Below are 20966 nucleotides of genomic sequence, written 5' to 3'. Positions count from 1 at the left end.
TGTCTGCAGCAGAGAAACGAGATTATGCAGAGCTTTCTTCGTTTCGTCAACCGTTTCAGCAACTTTTTTCGCTGCGGCCGGCGCGCTAACTTCGCTGCGCCAACCTACCCGGTCGACCCCGCAAACCCTTGCTGCGTCTGCTTTGCAGCGCTGCGTTGTGTTGCGAGGGGGCGAATATTAAGTGACCGCAGCGGGGTTGGCAAGAGGTTCTTTGAAAAAAAGCCAACTCGCCCGAAAAAGGCATTTCAAGCCACTTCAGCCCTCGCCCGGCGCTGCTTATAGAATGGCTGTTCCGGCCCACCGGGCCGCTCTCTTATAGATGGGGACGTTTGATGACTATCCAAGCGACCTGGCAACCAAGCCAGGGCAACAGCATCTGCCACCTGACCAACGGGACTGCCGAGTGGCGGGCCGACCTGGATGCATCTGCCGGCGGCGACACCCAATACCCGAACCCGCATGACCTGCTGGATTCGGCCCTGGCCGCCTGCACCACGCTGACTTTGCAGCTGTACGCCAAACGCAAGGGCTACGCGATCACCGGAGTCCATGTATCGGTCGCTCATGAAGAGGCCAACGGGACCTACACCATGAACCGCGAGGTCAAGGTCAGCGGTGAGCTCACGCCCCAGATCCTGGATGACCTACTCCGCGTGGCGAACCGCTGCCCGGTGCACAAAACCTTGTCGGGACAGTTTTCCATCCAGACTTCGATTGCCTGACCCCACCGGCAAGATCGCGCCCTTTGCTATTGTCAACTCAAATGATAATCGTTATCATTTGTAGCTCTCGGGCTGTGACACTACCTGAGTCAGCAAATGGGTTCACCGGACACGCACGTGTCCGGTCTTTTCTTTCCGGCGACCCGCCGCCCGCGGCCGTCCCGTTCCGGCTGATTCCCTCCCGTCTGATGTCATCGTCCTGACGCACGCGGTGCGATACCGTACCTGCCGTGAACCACGCGCGTGCCCCACCCGTTCGAGGGGCATCCTGCTCCGGTATGTTGGCTGGCCCACCAAGGTTTCGTCGGATTCCGGTCAAACCGGCGCCGCGCGCTTTATCTGCCCTGCACCGCAGGCTTACCATGAACGGAAAGCAGAACAAGTAGAAGGCGCCAATAGAAAGCGCCGATACATCGAAGCGAGCGGGGGGATTCCTTGACCAACTTCATCGAAGCGTATTGCGCGCAGGTTCGGCTTGCGGGCGCAGTCGGCGTGATCGCCAAACCGGTTGTGGTGGCACAGGACAGCACCTACGCCATGCACTACGTGCCCTGCGAATACCTGAACACCCAGGCACCCCTGGTGCTGGTCAGCACCACGCCCGGCCACGCCCATGTGCGGCTGGCCGCCGCCGTCACCGAGGAACTGATGCGCGCCCATGCACCCGGCCGCGTGATTCAGCGCGAGAACAAGCGGCGCGTCGAGCTGGGCGGCAAGCTGGTGCGGCCCAACCTGATCCGCATGCTCGACCACTTCCGGGTGCCCGAACTGGTCGGCCTGCCGCACGCCGCGGCATTGTGGAATGACGGGTTCGAGCGCCTGCAACCGCTTGCCTTGCTGCCGCATGCCACCACGCGGCGCGGTCTGGCGTTCGACGGGCCACTGGAAGAACTGCTGGAGACACCGATGCTGCGCGAGGTATTCGAAGCGCAGTTCCTGGGCGCCGTGCGGCAGATGCGCACGGATGCGCTGTACATCGCGCTGGGCCGTACCGCCTGGGCAGGACTGCGGCATGCAGTCAGCCGCCGGCTGCTGGCGAAGTCTCAACTGCTGGGGATGATGCCAGTGCCGGCGCGCGCCGGCAGCATGGTGCGCTACTTCCTGCGCGAGATCGCCGCCAGCGATCTGTCGGCCAAGGACCCGGTGCGCCATCGCGTCGCCTGGCTCGATGCCGCCCATGCCGAACTGGAAGCCAGCGTGCGCAAGCTGCGCACTGCCATCCGGCCGGACCCGCACTCCGCCTACCTGATCGCGTAAGCGGTCACTCGCCTCCATGATTGTACTCGCTAGACCCCACCGAAGTGGGGTCTCGGTGGTCCACACTGTGTCGATAACGTCTCCTGAGGCATCTGACACGCCTCGCATTCCCGATTTTTAGCGGCCCCGCGTGGGCCGCGATTTTTTTGGGGTCGCCAATTGGCGTCTCCCGCTTCAAGTGGCTACGCCGGCGGCGGCGTCTGCCCGACGCTTCGCCGCAGCGCATCCGATACCTGCGCCATCAGCGCGCCGTCGTCATCGACCGCGCGGCCGCCGGCCAACAATGCCTCGCGCACGCTGACGACCTTGCCCGCGTCATAGCGCCGGCCGCTGTCGATGGCCGCTTCGAACGCGTTGGCGCGCGCGTTGATCTGCACAGGGTCGGCGCTGACCAGCAGCACCGCATGGGCCAGCACCAGGTGGCGCTGCCCGTCGGGCCCTTGCATGGCCGCGGGTGCGCGCCGCCAGTACTGCGCCGTGCCGGCGATCTTGCGCGCGGCTTCGGGCGGGCCCCAGGCCAGGTTGAAGCGGCCGTCGCAGAAGGAGCCTGCCACGGCCTGCCAGTGCGTGTCGACGCCCAGCGCTTGCAGCGCATCGCCGATGACCTCGCACAAGTGCAGGTAGACCGCGTCGCTGCGCGCACCCGGCGGCTGTCCCACTGCGTAGGCCAGGCTCAGGTTGAGGATGCCGGGGCCCTGCGGCACCAGCCCGCCGCCCGACATGCGCAGGAACACCGGGCACCCTTGCTGCGCGAAGTCGGCGCGCGCGGTTTCCAGCGCGGCATGGCGCAGGTAGGTGCGCGGCACCACCAGCGACAGCGGCGCCTCCCACAGCTGCGCCACCTGCCGGCCCTGTGCCGCGAGATCCAGCAAGGCCAGCTCATCCTGCAGCGGGTCGCTGCCCGCCTGCCCGGCATGGGCCGCATCGACAAATTCAAACGGCATGGGATGGCACCAGCCTCCGGATGGCAACGTGCCGAGTCTAGCAAGGCTAGACGTTGAGCGCATCGAAGTACGCCAGCGCCTTCGACGCATACATGGCGCCGGGTCCGCCGCCCATCTCGATATTGATGGCCAGCACTTCGGCCAGCTGCTCGCGCGTGGCGCGATGGCGCAGCGCCTGACTGGTGTGGAACAGCACGCAGTCGTCGCAGCCCTTCTGCACCGCCAGTGCGACGGCAATCAGTTCCTTGACGGCGGCCGGCAGGCTGCCGTCCTGCGTGGCGGCCTTCATCACGCCCTGGAAGGCGCTCATGGCGGCGGGCTGGGCCTGGCCGAGCGCACCGAATTGCTTGTTGATCTCGGTCAGGCGGGTCTTCAGGTCTGTGGTCATGAGGTGTCCTGTCTTGAATTCGAACAAGGCGAACTGGCCGAGCGGATGGCGCCCTGGGGCGGCGCCATCCGCGCGCGGCATCAGCCGGCCAGATGCTTTTTCAGCAGCGCGTTGAAGTCATTGGCCTTCTCCATCTGGCTCATGTGGCCAGCATCGGCAAAGACCTTGACGGTTGCTCCCGCCGGCGCGGCTTCAGCGTGCGCGGCCGGGATGATCTGGTCCTGACCGCCCCACACCACCAGCACGCGCTTGCCGCTGCCGGCCAGCCGCTGGCCAGGCTGCTCGCTCTGGCGGCCGCCGCCGAAGAGCCCCTGCCCCAGCGCCGTCAGCGCCTCGGTGACGCCGTCCAGCCGCTTGTAGCGCAACAGGTCGTCCAGCATCTGGCGGCTGACCAGCCCCGCGTCGGCGAACAGCAGCTCGACCACGGGCTTGAGCTCACGCCGGGACTGAGCACTGACGAAGCCTTCGGTATAGCCGCTGTTGACGGCGTCGCCAAAGCCCACCGGCGACACCAGCGCCACCGAAAGCACCCGCTGCGGTGCATCCACAGCCAGTTGCGCCGCCACGCCGCCGCCCATCGAATGGCCGACCACATGCGCCGCCTCGATCCCGGTCTCGTCCATGAAGCGCGCTACAAAGCCGGCCATCTGCGCCAGCGTCGTGCCCGCGAGCCGCGGCGACGACTGTCCGTGGCCGGGCAGGTCGAGCGCCACCACGGTGTACGCGTCGGCCAGGGGATCGAGGTTGAACAGCCAGTTGTCCAGGTCTCCGCCAAATCCGTGGATGAAGAGCACGGTTTCGGCGCCGCCACCCTTGCGGGCATAGCGGACCCGGATGCCGTCGACGTCGGCAAACTGGTACGCGGCAGCGGCTTCTTCTTCGCCAGCATCGTCCGCCGGCGTTTCATAAGCCGCGACATAGTCATCGATTTGCGCATCGCTCACCTCCGCAGGTGCCAGCACGCCCAGCAGCGCCTTCACCGGCAGCACGTCGCCGGCCTGCGCCACCTTGCGGCGCAGCGTTCCCGCGTCGGGCGCCTCCACCGCATTGGCGATCTTGTCGGTTTCCACGTCGAGGATCGGCAGGCCCACGGTAATCTCGGTGCCTTCGTCGACCAGCCACGCATTGACCGTGCCTTCTTTCATCGACAGGCCCCACTTGGGCATCACGATCGGGATAATCGTGGGGGAAATTGCGGTTGCCATCAGTGCTTGCCTCCCTTCATGGTCTTGCGCGCGGCGGCCACGATCTGCGCGGCGCTGGGGATGTACAGGTCCTCCAGCGTCGGCGAGAACGGCACCGGCGTATGCGGCGGGCACACCATCTCGATGCCGGCCTTGAGCGCGCCGAAGGCCTGCTGCGCGACCTGCGCGGAGATATCGGTGGCGATATTGCAGCGCGGGCTGGCCTCGTCCACGACCACCAGGCGGCCGGTGTTCTCGACCGATTCCAGCACGGTGTCCATGTCCAGCGGCGAGAGCGTGCGCAGGTCGATCACTTCCGCCTCGATGCCCTCCTTGGCCAGCGTGGCGGCCGCTTCGAGCGAGCGATGCACCATCATCCCGTAGGTGACAATCGACACATCCTTGCCGTCGCGCACGATATTGGCCTCGCCGAACGGAATCGCGTAGGCGCCTTCGGGCACCTCGCCCTCCAGGCCGTATAGGTTCTTGTGCTCGCAGAAGATCACCGGGTCGTTGTCGCGGATCGCCTGGATCAGCAGGCCCTTGGTGTCGTACGGCGTGGACGGGCACACCACCTTCAGTCCGGGGATATGAGTGAACAGCGGCGTCAGCATCTGGCTGTGCTGCGCGGCCGCGCGAAAGCCCGCGCCGACCATCGCGCGGATCACCACCGGGGTCTCGGCCTTGCCGCCGAACATGTAGCGGAACTTGGCCGCCTGGTTGAAGATCTGGTCGAAGCAAACGCCCATGAAGTCGATAAACATCAGCTCGGCGATCGGGCGCATGCCGCAGGCCGCGGCGCCGATGGCGGCGCCCACGTAAGCGGATTCAGACAGCGGCGTGTCCAGCAGCCGGTCGCCGTGCTTGGCGTACAGGCCCTTGGTCACGCCCAGCACGCCGCCCCAGGCGTCCTTCTCGCCGTCCGCGCCGGCGCCGCCGACAATGTCTTCGCCCAGCATGATGACGCTGGGGTCGCGGGTCATTTCCTGGTCGATCGCCTCGTTGATCGCCAGCTTGATGCTCAGTTTGCGAGCCATGGTTTGTCTCCTGATATTGAGTTAGCGCGTGGCGGATCAGTAGCTGACGTAGACGTCGGTGAGCAGGTCTTCGGGCCCGGGCTGCGGTGCGGCCTTGGCCTCCTGCACGGCATGCTCGATCAGCGCGGCGACCTCGCGGTCGATGGCGTCGAGTTCTTCGCGCGCGACCACGCCGGCCTGGGTCACGGCGCGGCCAAACAGCTTCAGGCAATCCTTGTTGGCGCGGATATCGTCGAGTTCGCCTGCGGCGCGGTAGGTTTGCGCATCGCCCTCGAAGTGGCCGTAGAAGCGGACCATCTTGCATTCGAGCAGCGACGGCCCACCGCCTTCGCGCGCGCGCCGGATCACTTCGCCGGCCGCTTCATGGACGGCGAAGAAATCGGTGCCGTCCACCGTCACGCCCGGGATGCCGAAGCCGGCGGCGCGGTCCACGTAGCTGTCCACCGCGGTGCCGTAATCGCGCGAGGTCGATTCGGCATAGCCGTTGTTCTCGATCACGAAGATCACCGGCAGGTTCCACACCGCGGCCAGGTTCAGGCTCTCCAGGAAGGTGCCCTGGTTGGAGGCGCCGTCGCCGCAGAAGGTGATGCCGACCTCGCCCTTGCCGCGGAACTTGGCAGCCAGCGCGGCGCCGCAGATCAGCGGCGCGCCCGCGCCCAGGATGCCGTTGGCGCCCATCATGCCCTTGGACAGGTCGGCGATATGCATCGAGCCGCCCTTGCCATTGCACGAGCCGCCCTTCTTGCCGTAGATCTCCTTCATCATCGCCACCGGATCGACGCCCTTGGCGATGCAGTGGCCGTGGCCGCGGTGCGTGCTGGCGATGCGGTCGCCATCGTTCAGGTGGTGCAGGATGCCGACGCCCGCGGCTTCCTCGCCCGCGTACAGGTGGACGAAGCCCGGGATGTCGCCGCGCCCGAAGTCCACGTGCAGGCGTTCTTCAAAATCGCGGATGGTGCGCATCTTCCGGTACACCGTCAGCAACGTCTCCTTATCGAGCGGCAGCGCGGCGGAATCTTGAGAAGCTCTGGCTGTCATGTCTGTCTCCTTCGTTTTCAGGTGTTGCACTTCAAGAAAGGGGAAAAGCGGGCGGACGCGGTGCCCGCGCGTCATCCCGCCGCGGCGTGCCGCGGCAGGCGGCGCATCAGGTGGTGGCGCGCGGCATGGCGCATGCAGGCCGCGACGTCGATGCTGCGAAAGGCGTGGTCATGCAGGGTGACGGTGACTTCGTCGTCCGGCCCGAAGGCCAGTTCGCGCTCGCCGTCCAGCGCGACAATGCCGCTGCGCTGGCGCACGCGATGGGGCCGGCCGTGTTCGAGCCGCTGCCAGCCGGCCACCGGCACGGTGCACATCAGGCCGGGTGCGATCGGCGCGCACAGGTCGAATTCGCCTTCGCCGGGGGCGGCCAGCTCGATCGCGAGGCCGCCCTCTTCGCGCCGGCCCACCGGCTCCAGCAGCCCGGCGATGGATGACAGGCCGATGGCCTCGGGGTCGGCAAAGGACACGTAGACGGCGGCAAGCGTGTCGGTCTTCCACAAGGCGCGCGCGCCGATGAAGTGCTCGTGCGAGATCACCGCATCCACCAGCGCAATATCGCGGCGAAAGCCGCCGTTGCCGTCGCGGATGACGATGTCGAGCCGCTTGTTCGACGCCAGCGCCTGCGCAGGGGGAATGCGGCCCGTGGCATAGAGGCCGGTGGCCAGCCCGATGATGGTGGGTTCGCGCATTTCGGGGTAGGCATTGTTGGTGCCGGTCGACAGGCCCGCGATCGGCACCGCGCCGCACTCGCGCACCACCGCGCGGTGGGTGCCGTCGCCGCCCAGCACGATGATGGCGGCCACGCCCGCATCGGCCATGCAGCGCGCGGCGCGCAGGGTGTCGTCAACGCGCGCGGTGACCGGCATGTCAAGGTAGTCGACCGCGGGCAGCCCCGAGTCCGGCCCCTGCCGGCGTGCCAGGTGCCGCGCCAGCATGACGCGCAGGCCTTCGCGGTCGGGCATCATCAGCACGCGCTCCACGCCGCAGGACGCCAGCGCGGCCAGCAGGCGCAGCACGATATTGACGCGGTCGGCCAGCTGCAGGCTGTTGGCGTTGGCGATCACGCGGCGGATGTCGCGCGCGGAAATCGGGTTGGCGATGATGCCGACCACTGGCGCGATCTGCGCGCTGGCGCCTGCTGCGTGCCCCATTGCCTGTCTCCTGTTGTCGTTGTCTTGCCAAGCGTATTTGCAATGGCCGTGCCAGTGCGCGCAGGCAGTGAAAACCGGGGAAACAGGGGTATCAGCGGGGTCGGATCCGAGGGATTACCCCGAGGCGGAAGGGCAAAAGCGACGCTGCGCTGTGACAGGTGTCACAGCGCAGGTGTACAGGGGATGGACAACCGTATCGCAGGGATGGCGCGCGTGCGCCGTGCTGCCTGCCGGCTTATGCGTCGGTGGGCTCTGGGCCGCCGTCGCGCCGGTTGGGCGACTGGATGCCGTAGCGCTCCATGCGGCGGTACAGCGTCATGCGGCTGACGCCGATCTGCCGCGCGACCGCGCTCAGGTTCCAGCCGGAGGCGCGCAGGTATTGCATCAGCAGCATGCCTTCCGGCGGCAACTGGTGCGGATCGAACGGCGCGGCAGCGGGTGACTGGGCGGGCCCTGGCTGCGGCAGGGCGGCGGACGGAGCGGGTCCCGCCAGGCTGTCAGGCAGGTCCGGCACATCGATATAGCCGTCGGCGCAGACCGCGCGCGCGTACTCCAGCACGTTGCGCAGTTCGCGCAGGTTGCCGGGCCAGCGGTGGCGGTGCAGCCGCTCGCGTGCCGCGGGCGACAGCGTGATCTCGCCGCCTTCTGCGCCCCCTTCCTGCAGCAGCTTGCGGACCAGCCAGTCCAGGTCGGTGCGCGCACGCAGCGGCGGCAGCGTAAAGCGCGCGCCGTTGAGGCGGTAGTACAGGTCCTCGCGGAAGCGCCCGTCGGCCACCAGTTGCTCCAGGCTGTGGTGCGTGGCGGAGATGACCCGCAGCCGCACCGGCACCGGCCGCGCGGCGCCGACAGGCAGCACTTCGCCCTCGGCCAGCACGCGCAGCAGCCGCGACTGCAGCTCGCGCGGCATGTCGCCGATCTCGTCCAGGAACAGCGTGCCGCCGTCGGCCTCCTGGATCAGGCCGCGCTTGCCGCGCGGGCCTGCGCCGGAGAAGCTGTTGGGCAGGTGGCCGAACAATTCGCTTTCAATCAAGGTTTCAGGGATCGCCGCGCAGTTCACCGCTACGAACGGCCCGCCGCGGCGCGCGCTGGCAAGATGCAGCGCCTTGGCCAGGAACTCCTTGCCGCTGCCGGTCTCGCCGTGGATCAGCAGGTTGATGGGCGAATCGACCAGGCGCGCCGCGCGCTGCAACTGCTGCTGCAGCGCGGCATCGCCGCCGGTCAGTGCTGCCAGCGCATCCGGCATCTCCACCTGCGTTTCGGCGGGCGGCGCCTGCCAGCGCAGCGCGGGCGGCAGCACGCTCAGGTACAGCAGGCCGCCGCTGCGGGTCAGCGCCACCAGGCGCTGCTCGCTCGGGCGCGAATAGACGTAATGGCCCAGGTCTTCCAGGCGCGCGTCGAACAGCGTCTCGAACCGCTGGCCCAGCACGGTGGCGCCCGGTGCAACACCCAGCTCGCCTTCCAGCATCAGCCTGGCGCGGTGGTTGTGGCCGACGATGCGGCCCGCCTCGTCCAGCGCCAGCAGGTATTCGGGATTGACGTCGACGAACTCCGGCGCCACGTTCAGCTTCAGGATCCAGTCGCGGCGGTGCGCGCGCAGGAAGTTGGCGTTCTCGATATGCGCGGCGTAGATGCGCACCATCTGCAGCGCCAGCCCCTGGCTGTCCTTGGCCTGCGGCGAGGTCAGCGCGGAGATGTCGAGGATGGCATGCAGGTTGCCGTGCGTGTCGAACAGCGGCGCGGCGGTGCAGGTCAGCGGGATATGGGTGGCGTCGAAATGGTCGGCCTGGTGCACCGTCAGCGCCTGGCCCGTGGCCAGGGCGGTGCCGACCGCGCAGGTGCCGGCGCCGCTCTCGCTCCACTCGGCGCCCAGGTACAGGCCCGCGTGGCGCAGCGCGGCATCGCTGCGGGCCTCGCCGATATAGTCGACGGTCACTCCCTGCGCATCGGTCAGCAGCACCACATAGCCCAGGCCCGCCACCTGCCCATACAGGCTTTGCAGGCCGTGGCGCGCGATGCGCGCGAAGTCGTCGATACGTTCCTGGTGTTCGCGCAGGCGCGGCTGCGGCAGGATGCGCGCCTCCTGCATGCGCGACGGATCCAGGCCGTACTGGTGCACGCAGCGGCGCCATGAGTTCTGGATGATGGCGTCGTGCGCGATCCGGTCCGCAAGCACGGCCGGCGGGGCAAGGTATGTGGTGGCCTGGACCACCGTCTCGATGTGCTCGCGTTGCCGCAGGTCCATCGTTGTCTCCTGTCGTCGCTGCCGTCGGCCCCATGGGTGATGAATGGGGTGGTGGATCGGGCGGACTGTCGGGCGCGTGCTGCGGGAGCCGTGCCTCTCTGTGTCTCGGACCTTCTAATGTATCCGAGCGGATCGGCGGTGCGCAAACAGGATTAGGGGAGACGCGCTCACGGGCGCACGCCGCAAGTGCGGCGCACGCCATACCGGAGCATCGCAGGCGCTCAGAGCGCTGATGAGGTCTTCAGGCTGCGCGCCGCATCGGCGGCGATGGCGAACGAGCGCAGGCGCGCCTGGTGGTCATGGATCTGCCCGGCCAGCATCAGCTCGTCCGGGCGCAGGTCATCGACAAAACGCTGCATGCCGGCACGCACGGCGTCGGGATCGCCCACCACGGAGCACGCCAGCGAGCGGCGGATATGGTCGGCCTCGCTCTCGGTCCACAGTGATTCGATATCATCCACCGGCGCGCGCAGCTGCCCCGGAGTGCCGCGCACCAGCGCCAGGAACTGCTGCTGCAGCGAGCTGAACAGGCGGCGCGCCTGGTCGCCGGTCTCGGCCGCAAACACGTTCAGGCCCAGCATCACATAAGGCCGGTCCAGCGCTTCGGAGGGCCGGAAGGTGCGTCGGTACAGGTCCACCGCCTGGCGCATGAAGCCCGGCGCAAAGTGCGAGGCAAAGGCGAACGGCAGGCCCATCGCCGCGGCCAGCTGCGCGCTGAACAGGCTCGAACCCAACAACCAGATCGGCACCTTGAGCCCGGCGCCGGGCACCGCGCGCAGGCGCTGGCCGGGGCGCACGTCTTCGAAATAGGCCTGCAGTTCTTCCACATCCTGCGGGAAGGTATCGGCGCTGTCGGCCGACAGGTGGCGGCGCAAGGCGCGCGCGGTGGCCTGGTCGGTGCCGGGCGCGCGGCCCAGGCCCAGGTCGATGCGGCCCGGGTAGAGCGAGGCCAGCGTGCCGAACTGCTCGGCGATCACCAGCGGCGAATGGTTGGGCAGCATCACGCCGCCCGAACCCACGCGGATGGTCCTGGTGCCGTTGGCGACATAGCCGATCAGCACGGCGGTGGCGGCACTGGCAATGCCGGGCATATTGTGATGCTCGGCCAGCCAGTAGCGGTGGTAGCCCAACTGCTCCGCATGGCGGGCCAGGTCGAGCGAGTTGCGCATGGCCTGGCCGGCATCGCTGCCTTCAGGGATGGGGGCCAGGTCCAGCACGGACCAGGCGACGCCTGCGCCGTTGGGGATAGAGTCGTGATTCATGTGGTGGATGGCGGGCGGCTGGTGCCGCACGCGGGCAATGCATATGGCTCGCTATCTTAGTGACCCCGGCGCGATCGTGCTGGGGGCCTGATCGCGGCCCTTCGGGCGGCGTGGGTATAGTCGGGGCACGAAAGATTGAGTCGCGCCGCGCTTGCCCGTACCATGCAGCCCGATGCGAAGGAACAAGCGATGACACTCAAGACACTGGACGGTGCGCTGGCGCTGCTGACCCACTTCACCGTGCGCCAGCCGACCTGGGGCGTGCGCGAGCTGGCCAAGCACAGCGGCGTGCACTACGCGGTGGTACACCGCGTGCTGGCCACGTTTGCCGCCAACGGCTTCCTGGTGCAGGACGCGGCCACCGGCAAGTATTCGCTGGGACTGCGGCTGTTCGAGCTGGGACAGGTGGTGCGCAAGAGCTTCTCGGCCGACGAGATCGTGCGCCCGGTGCTGGAAAAGCTCGCCGCGCAAAGCGGCGAGACCGTGTTCCTGTCCTGGCTCGATGGCCATGAGGGCCTGTGCGTGGGACTGGTGCAGAGCCAGCACCAGCTGCGCTTTTCGATCGAGCTGGGCGAGCGCTTCCCGCTCTATGCGGGCGCGCATGCCAAGGCCATGCTGGCCTTCCAGGACGATGCCTTTCGCGATGAGGTCTACCGCCAGGGGCTGGCGCGAATGGCCCCCCACACGACGCTGGACCGCGAGCGCATCGAGCAGCAGCTGGCCGAGGTGCGCGAGCGCGGCTGGGCCCATACGCGCGAGGAAGCCGCCGCCAGCGTGGCCGGCCTAGCGTTGCCGCTGTGGTCGCGCGACCGCAGTGCGGTGGTGGGCTCGGTCGCCATCGCCGGGCCGCAGCAGCGGCTGGACGAAGCCGCGGTACCGCGCCTGCTGGAGGCGCTGCGCGATGCCAGCGGCCGGCTGGAAGACGTCATCGGCTTCGTGCGCTGACGCGCAGTCTCCTCACACCAGCAGGGCCTTGCCCACGGCCCCGCCCAGCACGCGCTGGCCGATCGCATGGCCCAGCGCGCGATAGCTCTCCCATTGCGCCTCATCGAAGAACTGGTCGCCGGTGGCCTCCTGCGGAAACGCGGGATGGGTCGCGCCGTAGTGGCGCACGTCGGCCGGCGCCCATGACACCAGCCGCGGCTTGAGCAGCACGATGCGGCAGGTGCGTGCGCGTGGCGCCCCGCACTCCGGTCCGGTGCGAAAGACGTTGAGCAGCACCGCGCATTTGTCGCCGGTCGGCGCGCCCGGCATGAAATCATCCGGTACGCCGAAGACCCGGCTCAGCACCGGGTGCGTGGTGGCAGCCTCGGTATCGACCACGATCTCCAGCCCATGGTCGATGCGCGCCAGCCGGATCAGGTTGGCCAGGTCGCCGAAGCGGTAGTCGGGGTCGCCCCCGCAATCACACAGCACGATCAGCGAGACATCGCGGCCCGGGCGCAGCAACTCGTACACGCCGGTGTTGTCGAAATGCCCGCCATCGGACAGAAATTGCCAGCCGCGCCGCGTGCCATGGAAGCGCGCGCTCAGTTCGCAGCCCAGGTAGTACTGCGTGCGGAACAGCGCGATGCCCGCGGCCAGCCACGGATGCGTGGCGCGTTCCGGATGGCGCCTGGCGCGGCCCCGGCGCCCGCCTTCGCGTGCGTGGCTGGCCGGATACGACGGCCACCATATGCCCAGCCGCAGGTTCGCCAGGCCAAGCAGCATGGATGTGCCCAGCGTGGTCGCGCGCCCCAGCCTGGTGGAGACGGCCGCGCCGGAGATCGCCATCCAATCTCCCACCGTGCGCGATTCGGCCAGTTTGCCCGACGACGGCCATGAAACGTCGGGGCAGCAACCCCGGCCGTCGATGGTAAAGCGCGCGTAGGCGTCCGGCGGGATCGCCGCCGCCACGCCGGACTGCGCCACGCAGGGGCCGGGCGCCAGGCACAGCGGCTTGCCCTTGCGGTCGCGCTGCACCAGTTGCTCGGCCGGGTCGACGGTGAGATTCAGCGTGACGTTGATCAGGTGCAGCGGCGCCAGCACGCGCGGATCGTAGTAGGTGTTCAGGCTGAGCTGGTCGCCGGGCACGGGCTCGGCCACGCTGAAGCGGGCGCCCTGGCTGCCGTCCTGGTCGGTCGTCGGATCGGGCGGCGCAAAGCGCTCACCGTTGGACGCCCCCAGGTACGCGCGGGTGAGCCGCGCCGCATAGAACGGCTGCAGCGTCGACAGGTTCAGGAAGCCCGCGAAGCGCCCCACCACCAGCGCCAGCGCCAGGCTCACCACGGTCAGCATGGCCAGCGCCGGGCCGGTATAGGCGTTGCCGAACACCAGCCAGTCGACCGGCTCGCGCCCGTCCCAGCGCACCCACAGCACCAGCCACGACCACAGCACGAACAACAGCAGGGCCAGCACGGCCGCCACCGCGCCCGCCAGCAGCGATACCGGCAGCCGGGCACACAGCGCGCGCCATGGCGTGTCGGTGCTGCCCTGGCGGCCGGCATCGCGCCAGCGCGAACCGTAGCGCACGAGCCAGACCAGCACGCCCAGCACGGTTGCGGGCAGCGCCGCGCCCCACTGGTGGTGGGCCTGGTGGGCAAACAGGTAATCGGTGCGTGCGATGGTGTCGGCAATGCCCAGCGCCGCCAGCCACAGGGTCAGCGTCAGCGCGCCACGCAGTGCGCGCGTGGCACGCACGCGGTAGGCGGCCACGGTGCGCGGCTCGCCCTGCAGCAGCGCCAGGCACCACAGCACGCCCAGCAACGTCAGCACGCCCAGCGCGGCAAAGAGCTTGCCGATGACCAGCCCCGAACCGAGCCATTCCGACCAGCGCGCCGCGGCCAGCAGCATCAGGCCCAGCAGCGTGGCAAGCAGCGGCGCGGGGCTCAGGAAGCGGGCCGTCGCCTGCGGATCGTTGGCGCGCGGGTAGATCAGCCAGTAGGCCAGCCCGGGCGGCACCGCGCCAGCCAGCGCGGTGGCCAGCGGCAGCCACAGCAGCGTGCTCCACCAGATCGCGCATTCGCCCTGGTTGTAGGCCTGCCGCGCGTCGTGCAGCAGGTCCATCTCATGGCGCCCCAACCCGTAGGAAACCCCCACCGCAATGTGTTGCCCGAGCGCCAGCGCAGCCAGCAGCACCAGCAGCGCGCTGCCGATCACGAAATGCATGGCCAGCCAGTTGCGCACCACCAGCGCGGCGGCATAGAGGTTGTCGCCGGCGCCGGTGGGCGACAGGTAGCGGCCGTTCTCGCGCAGCCATGCGACCGCGCCGCGGCCGGGGTCGGCGGCGTAGGACACCGAGGTATGGATGCGCCCCGGCGGCTCGCATTGCAGCGTGTGATAGGCGTCGGTGGCGGCCTGGACCGGGCCTGCGCCGCGGTGCAGGCGGCCGGGCACGAACAGGCTGACGAAGAAGGCGCCGAGGTAGCCGCCGCCGCTGACGGTGGACAGGTAGTCGAACTGCGCCAGCAGCGAGGCCAGGCCCGGCACGGTCTGCGCCGCGGCGGCGGTGGCGGCCGCCGGCGTCGCGGCCTCCGGCGCGGGGGCCGGCGCTGCCGCCTTGGCGGGCATCGCGGTGCCCGCCATTGCCTGCATCACGCCCAGGCAGAAGGTGGCGCTGCGGATGCCGCCGCCGGACAGCGCCAGGGCCCAGTTGCGCTGGCCATCGTCGGCGCGCGGCGCAATGCCGAGCTGGCGGCGGCGCTGGGCGATGCGGGTGGCCTCGTCGCCAGATCCGCCGGTTCCGTGGTGTTCCGCGGCCATGCGCGCCCTCCCGGTAGCAGTCGGTCTGCGCCAAGTATAGGCGGCGGCGCTCCGCCGTTGCCGGCGCCGGCATTCGCCCGGCGCGGCCAGCCGGCCCCGCGTTAACCCTGATTGTTGAGAGCCTGGCCGAAGCCTAGCATTTCTCTGTATCAGAGACGGTGTCTCTTGTATAGAGACACAAGCAGTTGACGCAACCACTCACCATGCTCAAGACCCTGGACGGCGCCCTGGCGCTGTTGACCCATTTCACCGCCCGCCAGCCCAGCTGGGGCGTGCGCGAACTGGCGCGCCACAGCGGCGTGCACCACGCCGTGGTGCATCGCGTGCTGGCGACCTTTGCCGGCAATGGCTTCCTGGTGCAGGACGCGCTTGGCCGCTACGGCCTAGGGTTGCGCTGGTTCGAGCTGGGACAAGTGATTCGCAAGACACTTTCGCCGGCCGAGGTGGTGCAGCCCGCGCTGGAAGCGCTGGCGCGCGAATGCGGCGAGACCGTGTTCCTGTCGTGGCTGGACGGTGGCGAGGGCTTGTGCACGGATATCGCCCAGAGCCAGCACCAGCTGCGCTTTTCGATCGAAGTGGGCCAGCGCTTCGCGCTGGACGCGGGCGCGCACGCCAAGGCCATCCTGGCATTCCAGCCGGAAGCGTTCCGGCGCCAGGTAGCGGGCGACGCGCCAGAACTGGAAGCACGGCTGGATCAGATCCGCGCCGACGGCTGGGCCTACACCTGCGAGGAATCCGCCGCCACGGTGGCCGGGCTGGCGCTGCCGCTGCGCCACCGCGACACCCAGGCGGTGGTGGGATCGCTGGCCATCGCCGGCCCGCTGCAGCGCCTGACGCCTGAGGCGGTGCCGCGCTTGCTGGAGGCGCTGCGCACCACGCGCAACACCATCGGACCGGTGGCGGGTTTCATGCGCTGAGCGCACGCAAGGCATCACACACAACAGACAAAACCAGACAACACTACGGGGAGCGGTGGACAACATGACCATGCCAACACAACTGAACGCGCCGATGGCGGCGCAGCCTGCAACACGGACACGCTTCATGGAGCCCTTGCTGCTGCTGGTCTCCGTGGGGCTGTCGGTATTCGGCGCCATGATCGGGATGCAGCTGATCGTGTCGCTGGGGATCTCGGCCAACACCTCGATCATCGGCGCGCTGATCGCGATCGTGTTCTCGCGCATCCCGCTGGAGATCACGCGGCGCTTCCGCGTGCTGGAGCGGCAGAACCTGGTGCAGACGGCAATCTCGTCGGCCACCTTCGGCGCCGCCAACTCGCTGATGATCCCGATCGGCGTGCCATACGCGATGGGCATGCCGGAGCTGGCCACGCCGATGCTGATCGGCGCGGTGATCGCCATGTTCGTCGACGGCGCGATGCTGTACTTCCTGTTCGGCAGCAGGATCTTCCCCGCCACCGGCACTTGGCCGGCCGGCATCGCCACGGCAGAGGCCATCTGGGCCGGCGACCGCGGCGGACGCAAGGCCGCGTTCCTGGGCCTGGGCATTGCCGTGGGTGTGGGCGGCGCCTGGCTGGGCGTGCCGATGTCCGCGTTCGGCGCGGCCTTCCTGGGCAACCTGGCGGCACTGACCATGTTCGGCATCGGCCTGCTGGTGCGTGGCTATTCGGTGGCGCTGACCGGCATCGACATCGCCAAGGCCTATATCCCGCACGGCCTGATGATCGGCGCCGGCATCGTCGCGCTGTTCCAGGTCGCCAATGAAATCCGCCGCGCGCGCTACGCCCCGGCCGCTGACGCACGCACCATCGAAGTCCCGGCCTCGCGCGCGAGCCGCATCCTGTCGGGCGGCTTCCTGATCTACCTGGCGATTGCGCTGCTGATCTCGGTGCTGGCCGGCCATGTCTCTGACATGTCGCTGGGCATGCTGGTGGTGTTCGTGCTGTATGCCGCCTTTGCCGCCTATGTGCATGAGCTGATCGTCGGCATCGCGGCAATGCATTCGGGCTGGTTCCCGGCCTTCGCGGTGGCGCTGATCACGCTGACCATCGGCATCCTGATCGGCTTCCCGCCGACGGCGCTGGCGGTGCTGGTGGGCTTCTCCGCCGCCACCGGCCCGGCCTTTGCCGACATGGGCTACGACCTCAAGACCGGCTACCTGCTGCGTGGCGAAGGCCGCGACATGGAGGCCGAGTTGGCCGGGCGCAAGCAGCAGTTCCTGGCCGCGATGATCGGCTTTGCCGTGGCCGCGGTGGTGGTGCTGGTGTTCCACCGCACCTTCTTCGCGCAGAACATGATCCCGCCGGTGGACCGCGTCTACGCGGCTTCGATCAAGGCGGGCTCGTCGGCGGAAATTGCCCGCAACCTGATGATCTGGGCCATCCCCGGCGCGCTGCTGCAGCTGATCGGCGGCTCCAGGCGCCAGCTTGGCATCCTGCTCTCCACCGGCATGCTGATTGCCTCGCCGCTGGCCGGCTGGGCCGTGCTGGCCGGCCTGGCGATCCGCTTCGTGCTGCAGCGCCTGCGCGGCGACAAGCACGTGGCCGAGATGAGCGCCTTCGCCGGCGGCGTGATTGCCGGCGACGCGCTGTTCAGCTTCTTCGGCTCCGTCACCAAGCTGCGCAAGTAAGTGCGCAACTGAGTCTTACCTCGGGGCGCGGCCGCCGCGTCCCGCCTGTCATTACCCGAGACGTTCCATGGATATCCAAGCCATCCAGGCCATCCGCGCCGACACCCCGCTGACGGCCTCCACCATCTATCTCGACACCGCCGCGGCCTCGTTGCCGCCCGACGCGGTGCTCGATACCGTGCGCAGCTACCTGCTCGATACCGGCCATGTCGGCATCTACCTGCCAGCCTTCCGCAAAGAGACCTATACGCGCGTGGAAGCGGTGCGCGGCAAGCTGGCCGGGCTGCTCAACTGCGCCGCCGACGAAGTCGCCTTCACCAAGAACGCCACGGAGAGCATCTCGATCGTCGCGCGCGGCATCGCCTGGGAGGCCGGTGACGAAGTGCTGGTGGCCGACACCGAGATGCTGAGCAACCTGCTGCCCTGGCGCCGGCTGGAGCAATCGCACGGCATCGTCGTGAAGATCGTCGCGGCCAATGCCGAAGGGCTGCTTTCGCCCGAGGCGTTCGAGGGCGCCGTGACCCCGCGCACGCGCCTGCTCACCTTCTCGCACCTGCCCAATTCGACGGGTGCGGTGCAGCCGGCCAAGCAGATCTGCGCGGTGGCGCGCCGCCACGGCGTGCTGTCGCTGGTCAATGCGGCGCAGAGCGTGGGCATGCTGCGCTCGGATGTGGCCGAGCTGGGCTGCGATTTCCTGGCTGGCTGCGGCCGCAAGGCGCTGCGCGCGACCGAGGGCTCGGGCTTCCTGTATGTGCGCCGCGCGCTGATCGAGCAGGTCGAGCCCGCCCTGGTGGGCTGGTGGAACGGCGCCTATGACCGCGCCACCGGCGCGCTGTCGCTGGTGGCTGGTGCCAGGCGCTTCGAGGCTGGCTGCCCGATCGTGCCGGCGATCCTCGGCATGGGCACCGCCATCGACTACGCCGCCGCCATCGGCATCGACGCCATCGAAGCGCGCGTGCGCGACCTGACCGGGTATGCGGTGGCAAAGTTCGCGTCGATCCCGGGCTTCGACCTGTACGGTCCGGCCGACTTGGCCAACCGCATCGGCATCGTGCCGTTCAATGTGCGCGGCGTGGACCCGGCGCGCATCGTCGCAGCGCTGGAAGCGCAGCAATGCATCATCGAAGCCGGCAACTTCATGGCCGACGCCATCCTGGCGCGCTACGGCGTGTCCACCATGGCCCGCGTCTCGCTGCATTACTTCAACACGCATGAAGAGATCGACCGCGTGGCCGCGCTGATCCGCGCCGCGATCGCCTGATCCCGCATTGAAATTCACCAGACTCTCCTGACGGAAACCAAGACATGACCCAACGCATCCTTCTGATGAGCAGCTCGCGCAAGGACAACCACGGCTACCTCGAGCACGCCGGCGAGCAGATCCACACGCTGCTCAGGCGCGAGCCGCGCAAGGTGCTGTTCGTTCCGTTCGCCGGCGTGACGTTCAGCTTCGACACCTATGAAGGCATGGTCAAGCCGGTGTTCGAGACGCTGGGCTACGCGCTGGAATCGATCCACCACAGCGCCGATCCGCTGCGCGCCGTAGAGCAGGCCGAGGCCATCGCGGTCGGCGGCGGCAACACCTTTGCGCTGCTCAAGCGCATGTACGACGCCGGCATCGTCGACGCGATCCGCGCCAGGGTGCGCGCGGGCATGCCGTACGTCGGCTGGAGCGCCGGCAGCAACGCCGCCTGCCCGACCATCCGCACCACCAACGACATGCCCATCGTGCAGCCGCCGTCGCTGCGCGCGCTGGGGCTGGTGCCGTTCCAGATCAACCCGCACTTCATCAGCGGCAAGCCCGCCGGCCACAACGGCGAAAGCCGCGAAGAGCGCCTGGCCGAGTTCCTGCACATCAACGCGCCGGAGCAGGTGTTTGCGCTGCCGGAGGGTTCGGCACTGTTCTCGGACGGCACGCGCGGCACTGTGCTGGGCGAGCGCCATGCGCTGTGGTTCCCGGCCGAAGGCAAGGCCGAAACGATTCGCGAAGGCGAGACGTTCCCGCTGTCGCAGATCACCGGTCCGGCCGGGATGCCGGACTGGCCGGGCTTTGCTGCCTGAGCCGGCGGCACTGCCCTGATCCGCTGACGCACTGACCCGGGCCGGTCCCGGGCACAACAAAGAGAAAGCCGCCTCGCGGGCCGCGCCGTGCCGCCCGCGCGGGCCCCCCTTTGCCTTCTGGAGGAGAAAACAAGATGAGCCACACCACTCGCCACGCGGGCCGCCTGGCACTGCCGTTGCTGCTGGGCCTACCGGCCGCCGCGATGGCCCAGTCCGGGGTGACGCTGTACGGCGTGATTGACACCGCGCTGACCTACCAGTCCCATTCGAACCCGGCGGGCGATGCCCAGATCGGGCTGCAGCAAGGTGGCGAAGGTTTCCTGTCGGGCAGCCGCTTCGGCCTGCGCGGCATTGAAGACCTGGGCGGCGGCCTGAAGGCCGGCTTCGTGCTGGAAAACGGCCTGCTGGCCGACACCGGCAAGCTGGACCAGCAGGGGCAGCTGTTCGGGCGCCAGGCGTATGTGAAGATCGGCAACCAGTGGGGCGAGCTGGCGCTGGGCCGGCAGTACACCACCGCCAACACCATGCTGTACTACGTCGACCCGCTCGGCGTGGGCGCGGCGCCGTCCAATGCGTGGATGGTCTACCTGACCGGCCAGCGCTACGACAACGCCGTCAGCTACACCGGCAACTTCGGCCCGGTTTCGGTGATCGCCGAATACGCGCTGGGCGAAACCGCGGGCAACACCCGCGCGACCTCGTCGATGTCGTTCGGCGTGAGGTACGCCGCCGGCCCCATCGCCGCAGTGGGCGACTTCCAGCAGACCCGCGACAGCCAGAGCCGCGCCGCGAGCATCTACCTGGCCGGCCTGAAGGCCGCGGTGGGCCGCGCCAGCCTGTTCGCCAACTACATCCACAGCGACCGCGACGCGGGCTTCGATTCTTCCAAGGGCGGCACCGACACGGCCACGATCACCAGCATGTCCACCGCCGCCACGCCGACCAACCGCGCCGCCATCAACTCGGTCTTCGGCGGCAGCCGCCACGACGACTTCTTCACGCTGGGCGCGAGCTACCCGGTCACCGGCAACGTCACGCTGATCGGCAGCGTGATGCACAACCGCACCCGCGCCGACGGCTTCAGCGGCAACCGCACCACTGCCTACGCAGTCGCCGACTACGCCTTCAGCAAGCGCACCGATGCCTACCTGGCGCTGGCCTACGACCGTGTGCACGGTGACTGGTCGGGCCTGTTCGGCAACAACACCACCAGCTGGACCGGCGGCAGCGGCAAGCCGCTGGACGGGCGCGACAGCCAGACCACGATGATGGTCGGCCTGCGCCACCAGTTCTGACTTTTTGTAGACGCCCTGCCCGCGCCGCGCGGGCAGGGCACATCATTTGGAGAAA

18 protein-coding genes are annotated in these 20966 nt (G+C 68.6%); 9 read left to right on the top strand and 9 right to left on the bottom strand.

The features are described 5' to 3' along the window. The 3 genes from AC1Q7H_RS13775 to AC1Q7H_RS13765 form a co-directional block, all read left to right on the top strand. On the top strand, positions 1 to 282 hold a 282-nt coding region (locus tag AC1Q7H_RS13775; RefSeq protein ID WP_492381396.1), incomplete at its 5' end, for a hypothetical protein. 50 nt (positions 283 to 332) lie between these two features. Further along, the gene (locus AC1Q7H_RS13770) at positions 333 to 722 is read left to right on the top strand and encodes an OsmC family protein (protein ID WP_211979537.1); all 390 of its coding nucleotides are present in this window, start codon (positions 333 to 335) and stop codon (positions 720 to 722) included. Positions 723 to 1157: 435 nt separating this feature from the next. Beyond that, complete coding sequence (locus AC1Q7H_RS13765) at positions 1158 to 1979, top strand: hypothetical protein (RefSeq protein WP_211979536.1); 822 nt, start codon at positions 1158 to 1160, stop codon at positions 1977 to 1979. Positions 1980 to 2161: 182 nt separating this feature from the next. Here the strand turns inward: AC1Q7H_RS13765 and AC1Q7H_RS13760 are convergent, their stop codons facing one another. The 8 genes from AC1Q7H_RS13760 to AC1Q7H_RS13725 all read right to left on the bottom strand — a co-directional run bounded on the left by AC1Q7H_RS13760 (position 2162) and on the right by AC1Q7H_RS13725 (position 11225). Beyond that, entirely contained in the window at positions 2162 to 2923 is a 762-nt protein-coding gene (locus AC1Q7H_RS13760; protein WP_492381395.1) for a lipoyl protein ligase domain-containing protein, read from the bottom strand. A gap of 46 nt (positions 2924 to 2969) precedes the next feature. Then, on the bottom strand, positions 2970 to 3311 hold the full coding sequence (locus AC1Q7H_RS13755; RefSeq protein WP_013951852.1) for a carboxymuconolactone decarboxylase family protein: 342 nt from the start codon (positions 3309 to 3311) through the stop codon (positions 2970 to 2972). A gap of 80 nt (positions 3312 to 3391) precedes the next feature. Beyond that, positions 3392 to 4516, bottom strand: a complete 1125-nt coding sequence (locus AC1Q7H_RS13750; RefSeq protein WP_013951851.1) for an acetoin dehydrogenase dihydrolipoyllysine-residue acetyltransferase subunit — start codon at positions 4514 to 4516, stop codon at positions 3392 to 3394. Next, on the bottom strand, positions 4516 to 5532 hold the full coding sequence (locus AC1Q7H_RS13745) for an alpha-ketoacid dehydrogenase subunit beta (RefSeq protein ID WP_013951850.1): 1017 nt from the start codon (positions 5530 to 5532) through the stop codon (positions 4516 to 4518). The genes AC1Q7H_RS13750 and AC1Q7H_RS13745 overlap by 1 nt, the downstream gene beginning before the upstream one ends. Positions 5533 to 5568: 36 nt before the next feature. Then, on the bottom strand, positions 5569 to 6570 hold the full coding sequence (locus tag AC1Q7H_RS13740) for a thiamine pyrophosphate-dependent dehydrogenase E1 component subunit alpha (protein ID WP_035824681.1): 1002 nt from the start codon (positions 6568 to 6570) through the stop codon (positions 5569 to 5571). 71 nt (positions 6571 to 6641) lie between these two features. Next, the gene (locus AC1Q7H_RS13735) at positions 6642 to 7721 is read right to left on the bottom strand and encodes an ATP-NAD kinase family protein (RefSeq protein ID WP_013951848.1); all 1080 of its coding nucleotides are present in this window, start codon (positions 7719 to 7721) and stop codon (positions 6642 to 6644) included. A 235-nt stretch (positions 7722 to 7956) separates the two neighbouring features. Further along, positions 7957 to 9963: a sigma-54-dependent Fis family transcriptional regulator gene (locus AC1Q7H_RS13730; protein WP_492381394.1), complete on the bottom strand. Its 2007-nt coding sequence runs from the start codon at positions 9961 to 9963 to the stop codon at positions 7957 to 7959. A 221-nt stretch (positions 9964 to 10184) separates the two neighbouring features. Further along, on the bottom strand, positions 10185 to 11225 hold the full coding sequence (locus AC1Q7H_RS13725) for an LLM class flavin-dependent oxidoreductase (protein WP_013951846.1): 1041 nt from the start codon (positions 11223 to 11225) through the stop codon (positions 10185 to 10187). Between the two features lie 189 nt (positions 11226 to 11414). Between AC1Q7H_RS13725 and AC1Q7H_RS13720 the strand changes: the two genes are divergently transcribed. Then, positions 11415 to 12170: an IclR family transcriptional regulator gene (locus AC1Q7H_RS13720; RefSeq protein ID WP_492378485.1), complete on the top strand. Its 756-nt coding sequence runs from the start codon at positions 11415 to 11417 to the stop codon at positions 12168 to 12170. Positions 12171 to 12182: 12 nt separating this feature from the next. Here AC1Q7H_RS13720 and AC1Q7H_RS13715 read toward each other — a convergent pair whose 3' ends face one another. Next, positions 12183 to 14966, bottom strand: coding sequence for a hypothetical protein (locus AC1Q7H_RS13715; protein ID WP_492378484.1), 2784 nt, complete (start codon positions 14964 to 14966; stop codon positions 12183 to 12185). 203 nt (positions 14967 to 15169) lie between these two features. Between AC1Q7H_RS13715 and AC1Q7H_RS13710 the strand changes: the two genes are divergently transcribed. From AC1Q7H_RS13710 to AC1Q7H_RS13690, 5 genes are all read left to right on the top strand, one after another. Continuing rightward, entirely contained in the window at positions 15170 to 15883 is a 714-nt protein-coding gene (locus tag AC1Q7H_RS13710) for an IclR family transcriptional regulator (protein WP_211982233.1), read from the top strand. Positions 15884 to 15947: 64 nt separating this feature from the next. Beyond that, on the top strand, positions 15948 to 17555 hold the full coding sequence (locus tag AC1Q7H_RS13705) for an OPT/YSL family transporter (RefSeq protein WP_492381393.1): 1608 nt from the start codon (positions 15948 to 15950) through the stop codon (positions 17553 to 17555). Between the two features lie 67 nt (positions 17556 to 17622). Further along, entirely contained in the window at positions 17623 to 18816 is a 1194-nt protein-coding gene (locus AC1Q7H_RS13700) for an aminotransferase class V-fold PLP-dependent enzyme (RefSeq protein ID WP_211979531.1), read from the top strand. 44 nt (positions 18817 to 18860) lie between these two features. Then, complete coding sequence (pepE, locus tag AC1Q7H_RS13695; RefSeq protein ID WP_013951840.1) at positions 18861 to 19616, top strand: dipeptidase PepE; 756 nt, start codon at positions 18861 to 18863, stop codon at positions 19614 to 19616. 134 nt (positions 19617 to 19750) lie between these two features. Next, positions 19751 to 20911: a porin gene (locus tag AC1Q7H_RS13690; RefSeq protein ID WP_013951839.1), complete on the top strand. Its 1161-nt coding sequence runs from the start codon at positions 19751 to 19753 to the stop codon at positions 20909 to 20911. The last annotated feature ends 55 nt before the right edge of the window (positions 20912 to 20966 follow it).

This window comes from Cupriavidus sp. GW823-FHT06D04 (assembly GCF_058795055.1).
This window is presented reverse-complemented; position numbering and strand designations above follow the sequence as displayed.

What these genes read in the sequence shown, in the direction of transcription:
- AC1Q7H_RS13735 (WP_013951848.1), bottom strand. Translation starts at nt 7,721, where the DNA reads ATGGGGCACGCAGCAGGCGCCAGCGCGCAGATCGCGCCAGTGGTCGGC.
- AC1Q7H_RS13715 (WP_492378484.1), bottom strand. Translation starts at nt 14,966, where the DNA reads ATGGCCGCGGAACACCACGGAACCGGCGGATCTGGCGACGAGGCCACC.
- AC1Q7H_RS13745 (WP_013951850.1), bottom strand. Translation starts at nt 5,532, where the DNA reads ATGGCTCGCAAACTGAGCATCAAGCTGGCGATCAACGAGGCGATCGAC.
- AC1Q7H_RS13730 (WP_492381394.1), bottom strand. Translation starts at nt 9,963, where the DNA reads ATGGACCTGCGGCAACGCGAGCACATCGAGACGGTGGTCCAGGCCACC.
- AC1Q7H_RS13705 (WP_492381393.1), top strand. Translation starts at nt 15,948, where the DNA reads ATGACCATGCCAACACAACTGAACGCGCCGATGGCGGCGCAGCCTGCA.
- AC1Q7H_RS13740 (WP_035824681.1), bottom strand. Translation starts at nt 6,570, where the DNA reads ATGACAGCCAGAGCTTCTCAAGATTCCGCCGCGCTGCCGCTCGATAAG.
- AC1Q7H_RS13770 (WP_211979537.1), top strand. Translation starts at nt 333, where the DNA reads ATGACTATCCAAGCGACCTGGCAACCAAGCCAGGGCAACAGCATCTGC.
- AC1Q7H_RS13755 (WP_013951852.1), bottom strand. Translation starts at nt 3,311, where the DNA reads ATGACCACAGACCTGAAGACCCGCCTGACCGAGATCAACAAGCAATTC.
- AC1Q7H_RS13710 (WP_211982233.1), top strand. Translation starts at nt 15,170, where the DNA reads ATGCTCAAGACCCTGGACGGCGCCCTGGCGCTGTTGACCCATTTCACC.
- AC1Q7H_RS13725 (WP_013951846.1), bottom strand. Translation starts at nt 11,225, where the DNA reads ATGAATCACGACTCTATCCCCAACGGCGCAGGCGTCGCCTGGTCCGTG.
- pepE (WP_013951840.1), top strand. Translation starts at nt 18,861, where the DNA reads ATGACCCAACGCATCCTTCTGATGAGCAGCTCGCGCAAGGACAACCAC.
- AC1Q7H_RS13720 (WP_492378485.1), top strand. Translation starts at nt 11,415, where the DNA reads ATGACACTCAAGACACTGGACGGTGCGCTGGCGCTGCTGACCCACTTC.
- AC1Q7H_RS13690 (WP_013951839.1), top strand. Translation starts at nt 19,751, where the DNA reads ATGAGCCACACCACTCGCCACGCGGGCCGCCTGGCACTGCCGTTGCTG.
- AC1Q7H_RS13700 (WP_211979531.1), top strand. Translation starts at nt 17,623, where the DNA reads ATGGATATCCAAGCCATCCAGGCCATCCGCGCCGACACCCCGCTGACG.
- AC1Q7H_RS13760 (WP_492381395.1), bottom strand. Translation starts at nt 2,923, where the DNA reads ATGCCGTTTGAATTTGTCGATGCGGCCCATGCCGGGCAGGCGGGCAGC.
- AC1Q7H_RS13750 (WP_013951851.1), bottom strand. Translation starts at nt 4,516, where the DNA reads ATGGCAACCGCAATTTCCCCCACGATTATCCCGATCGTGATGCCCAAG.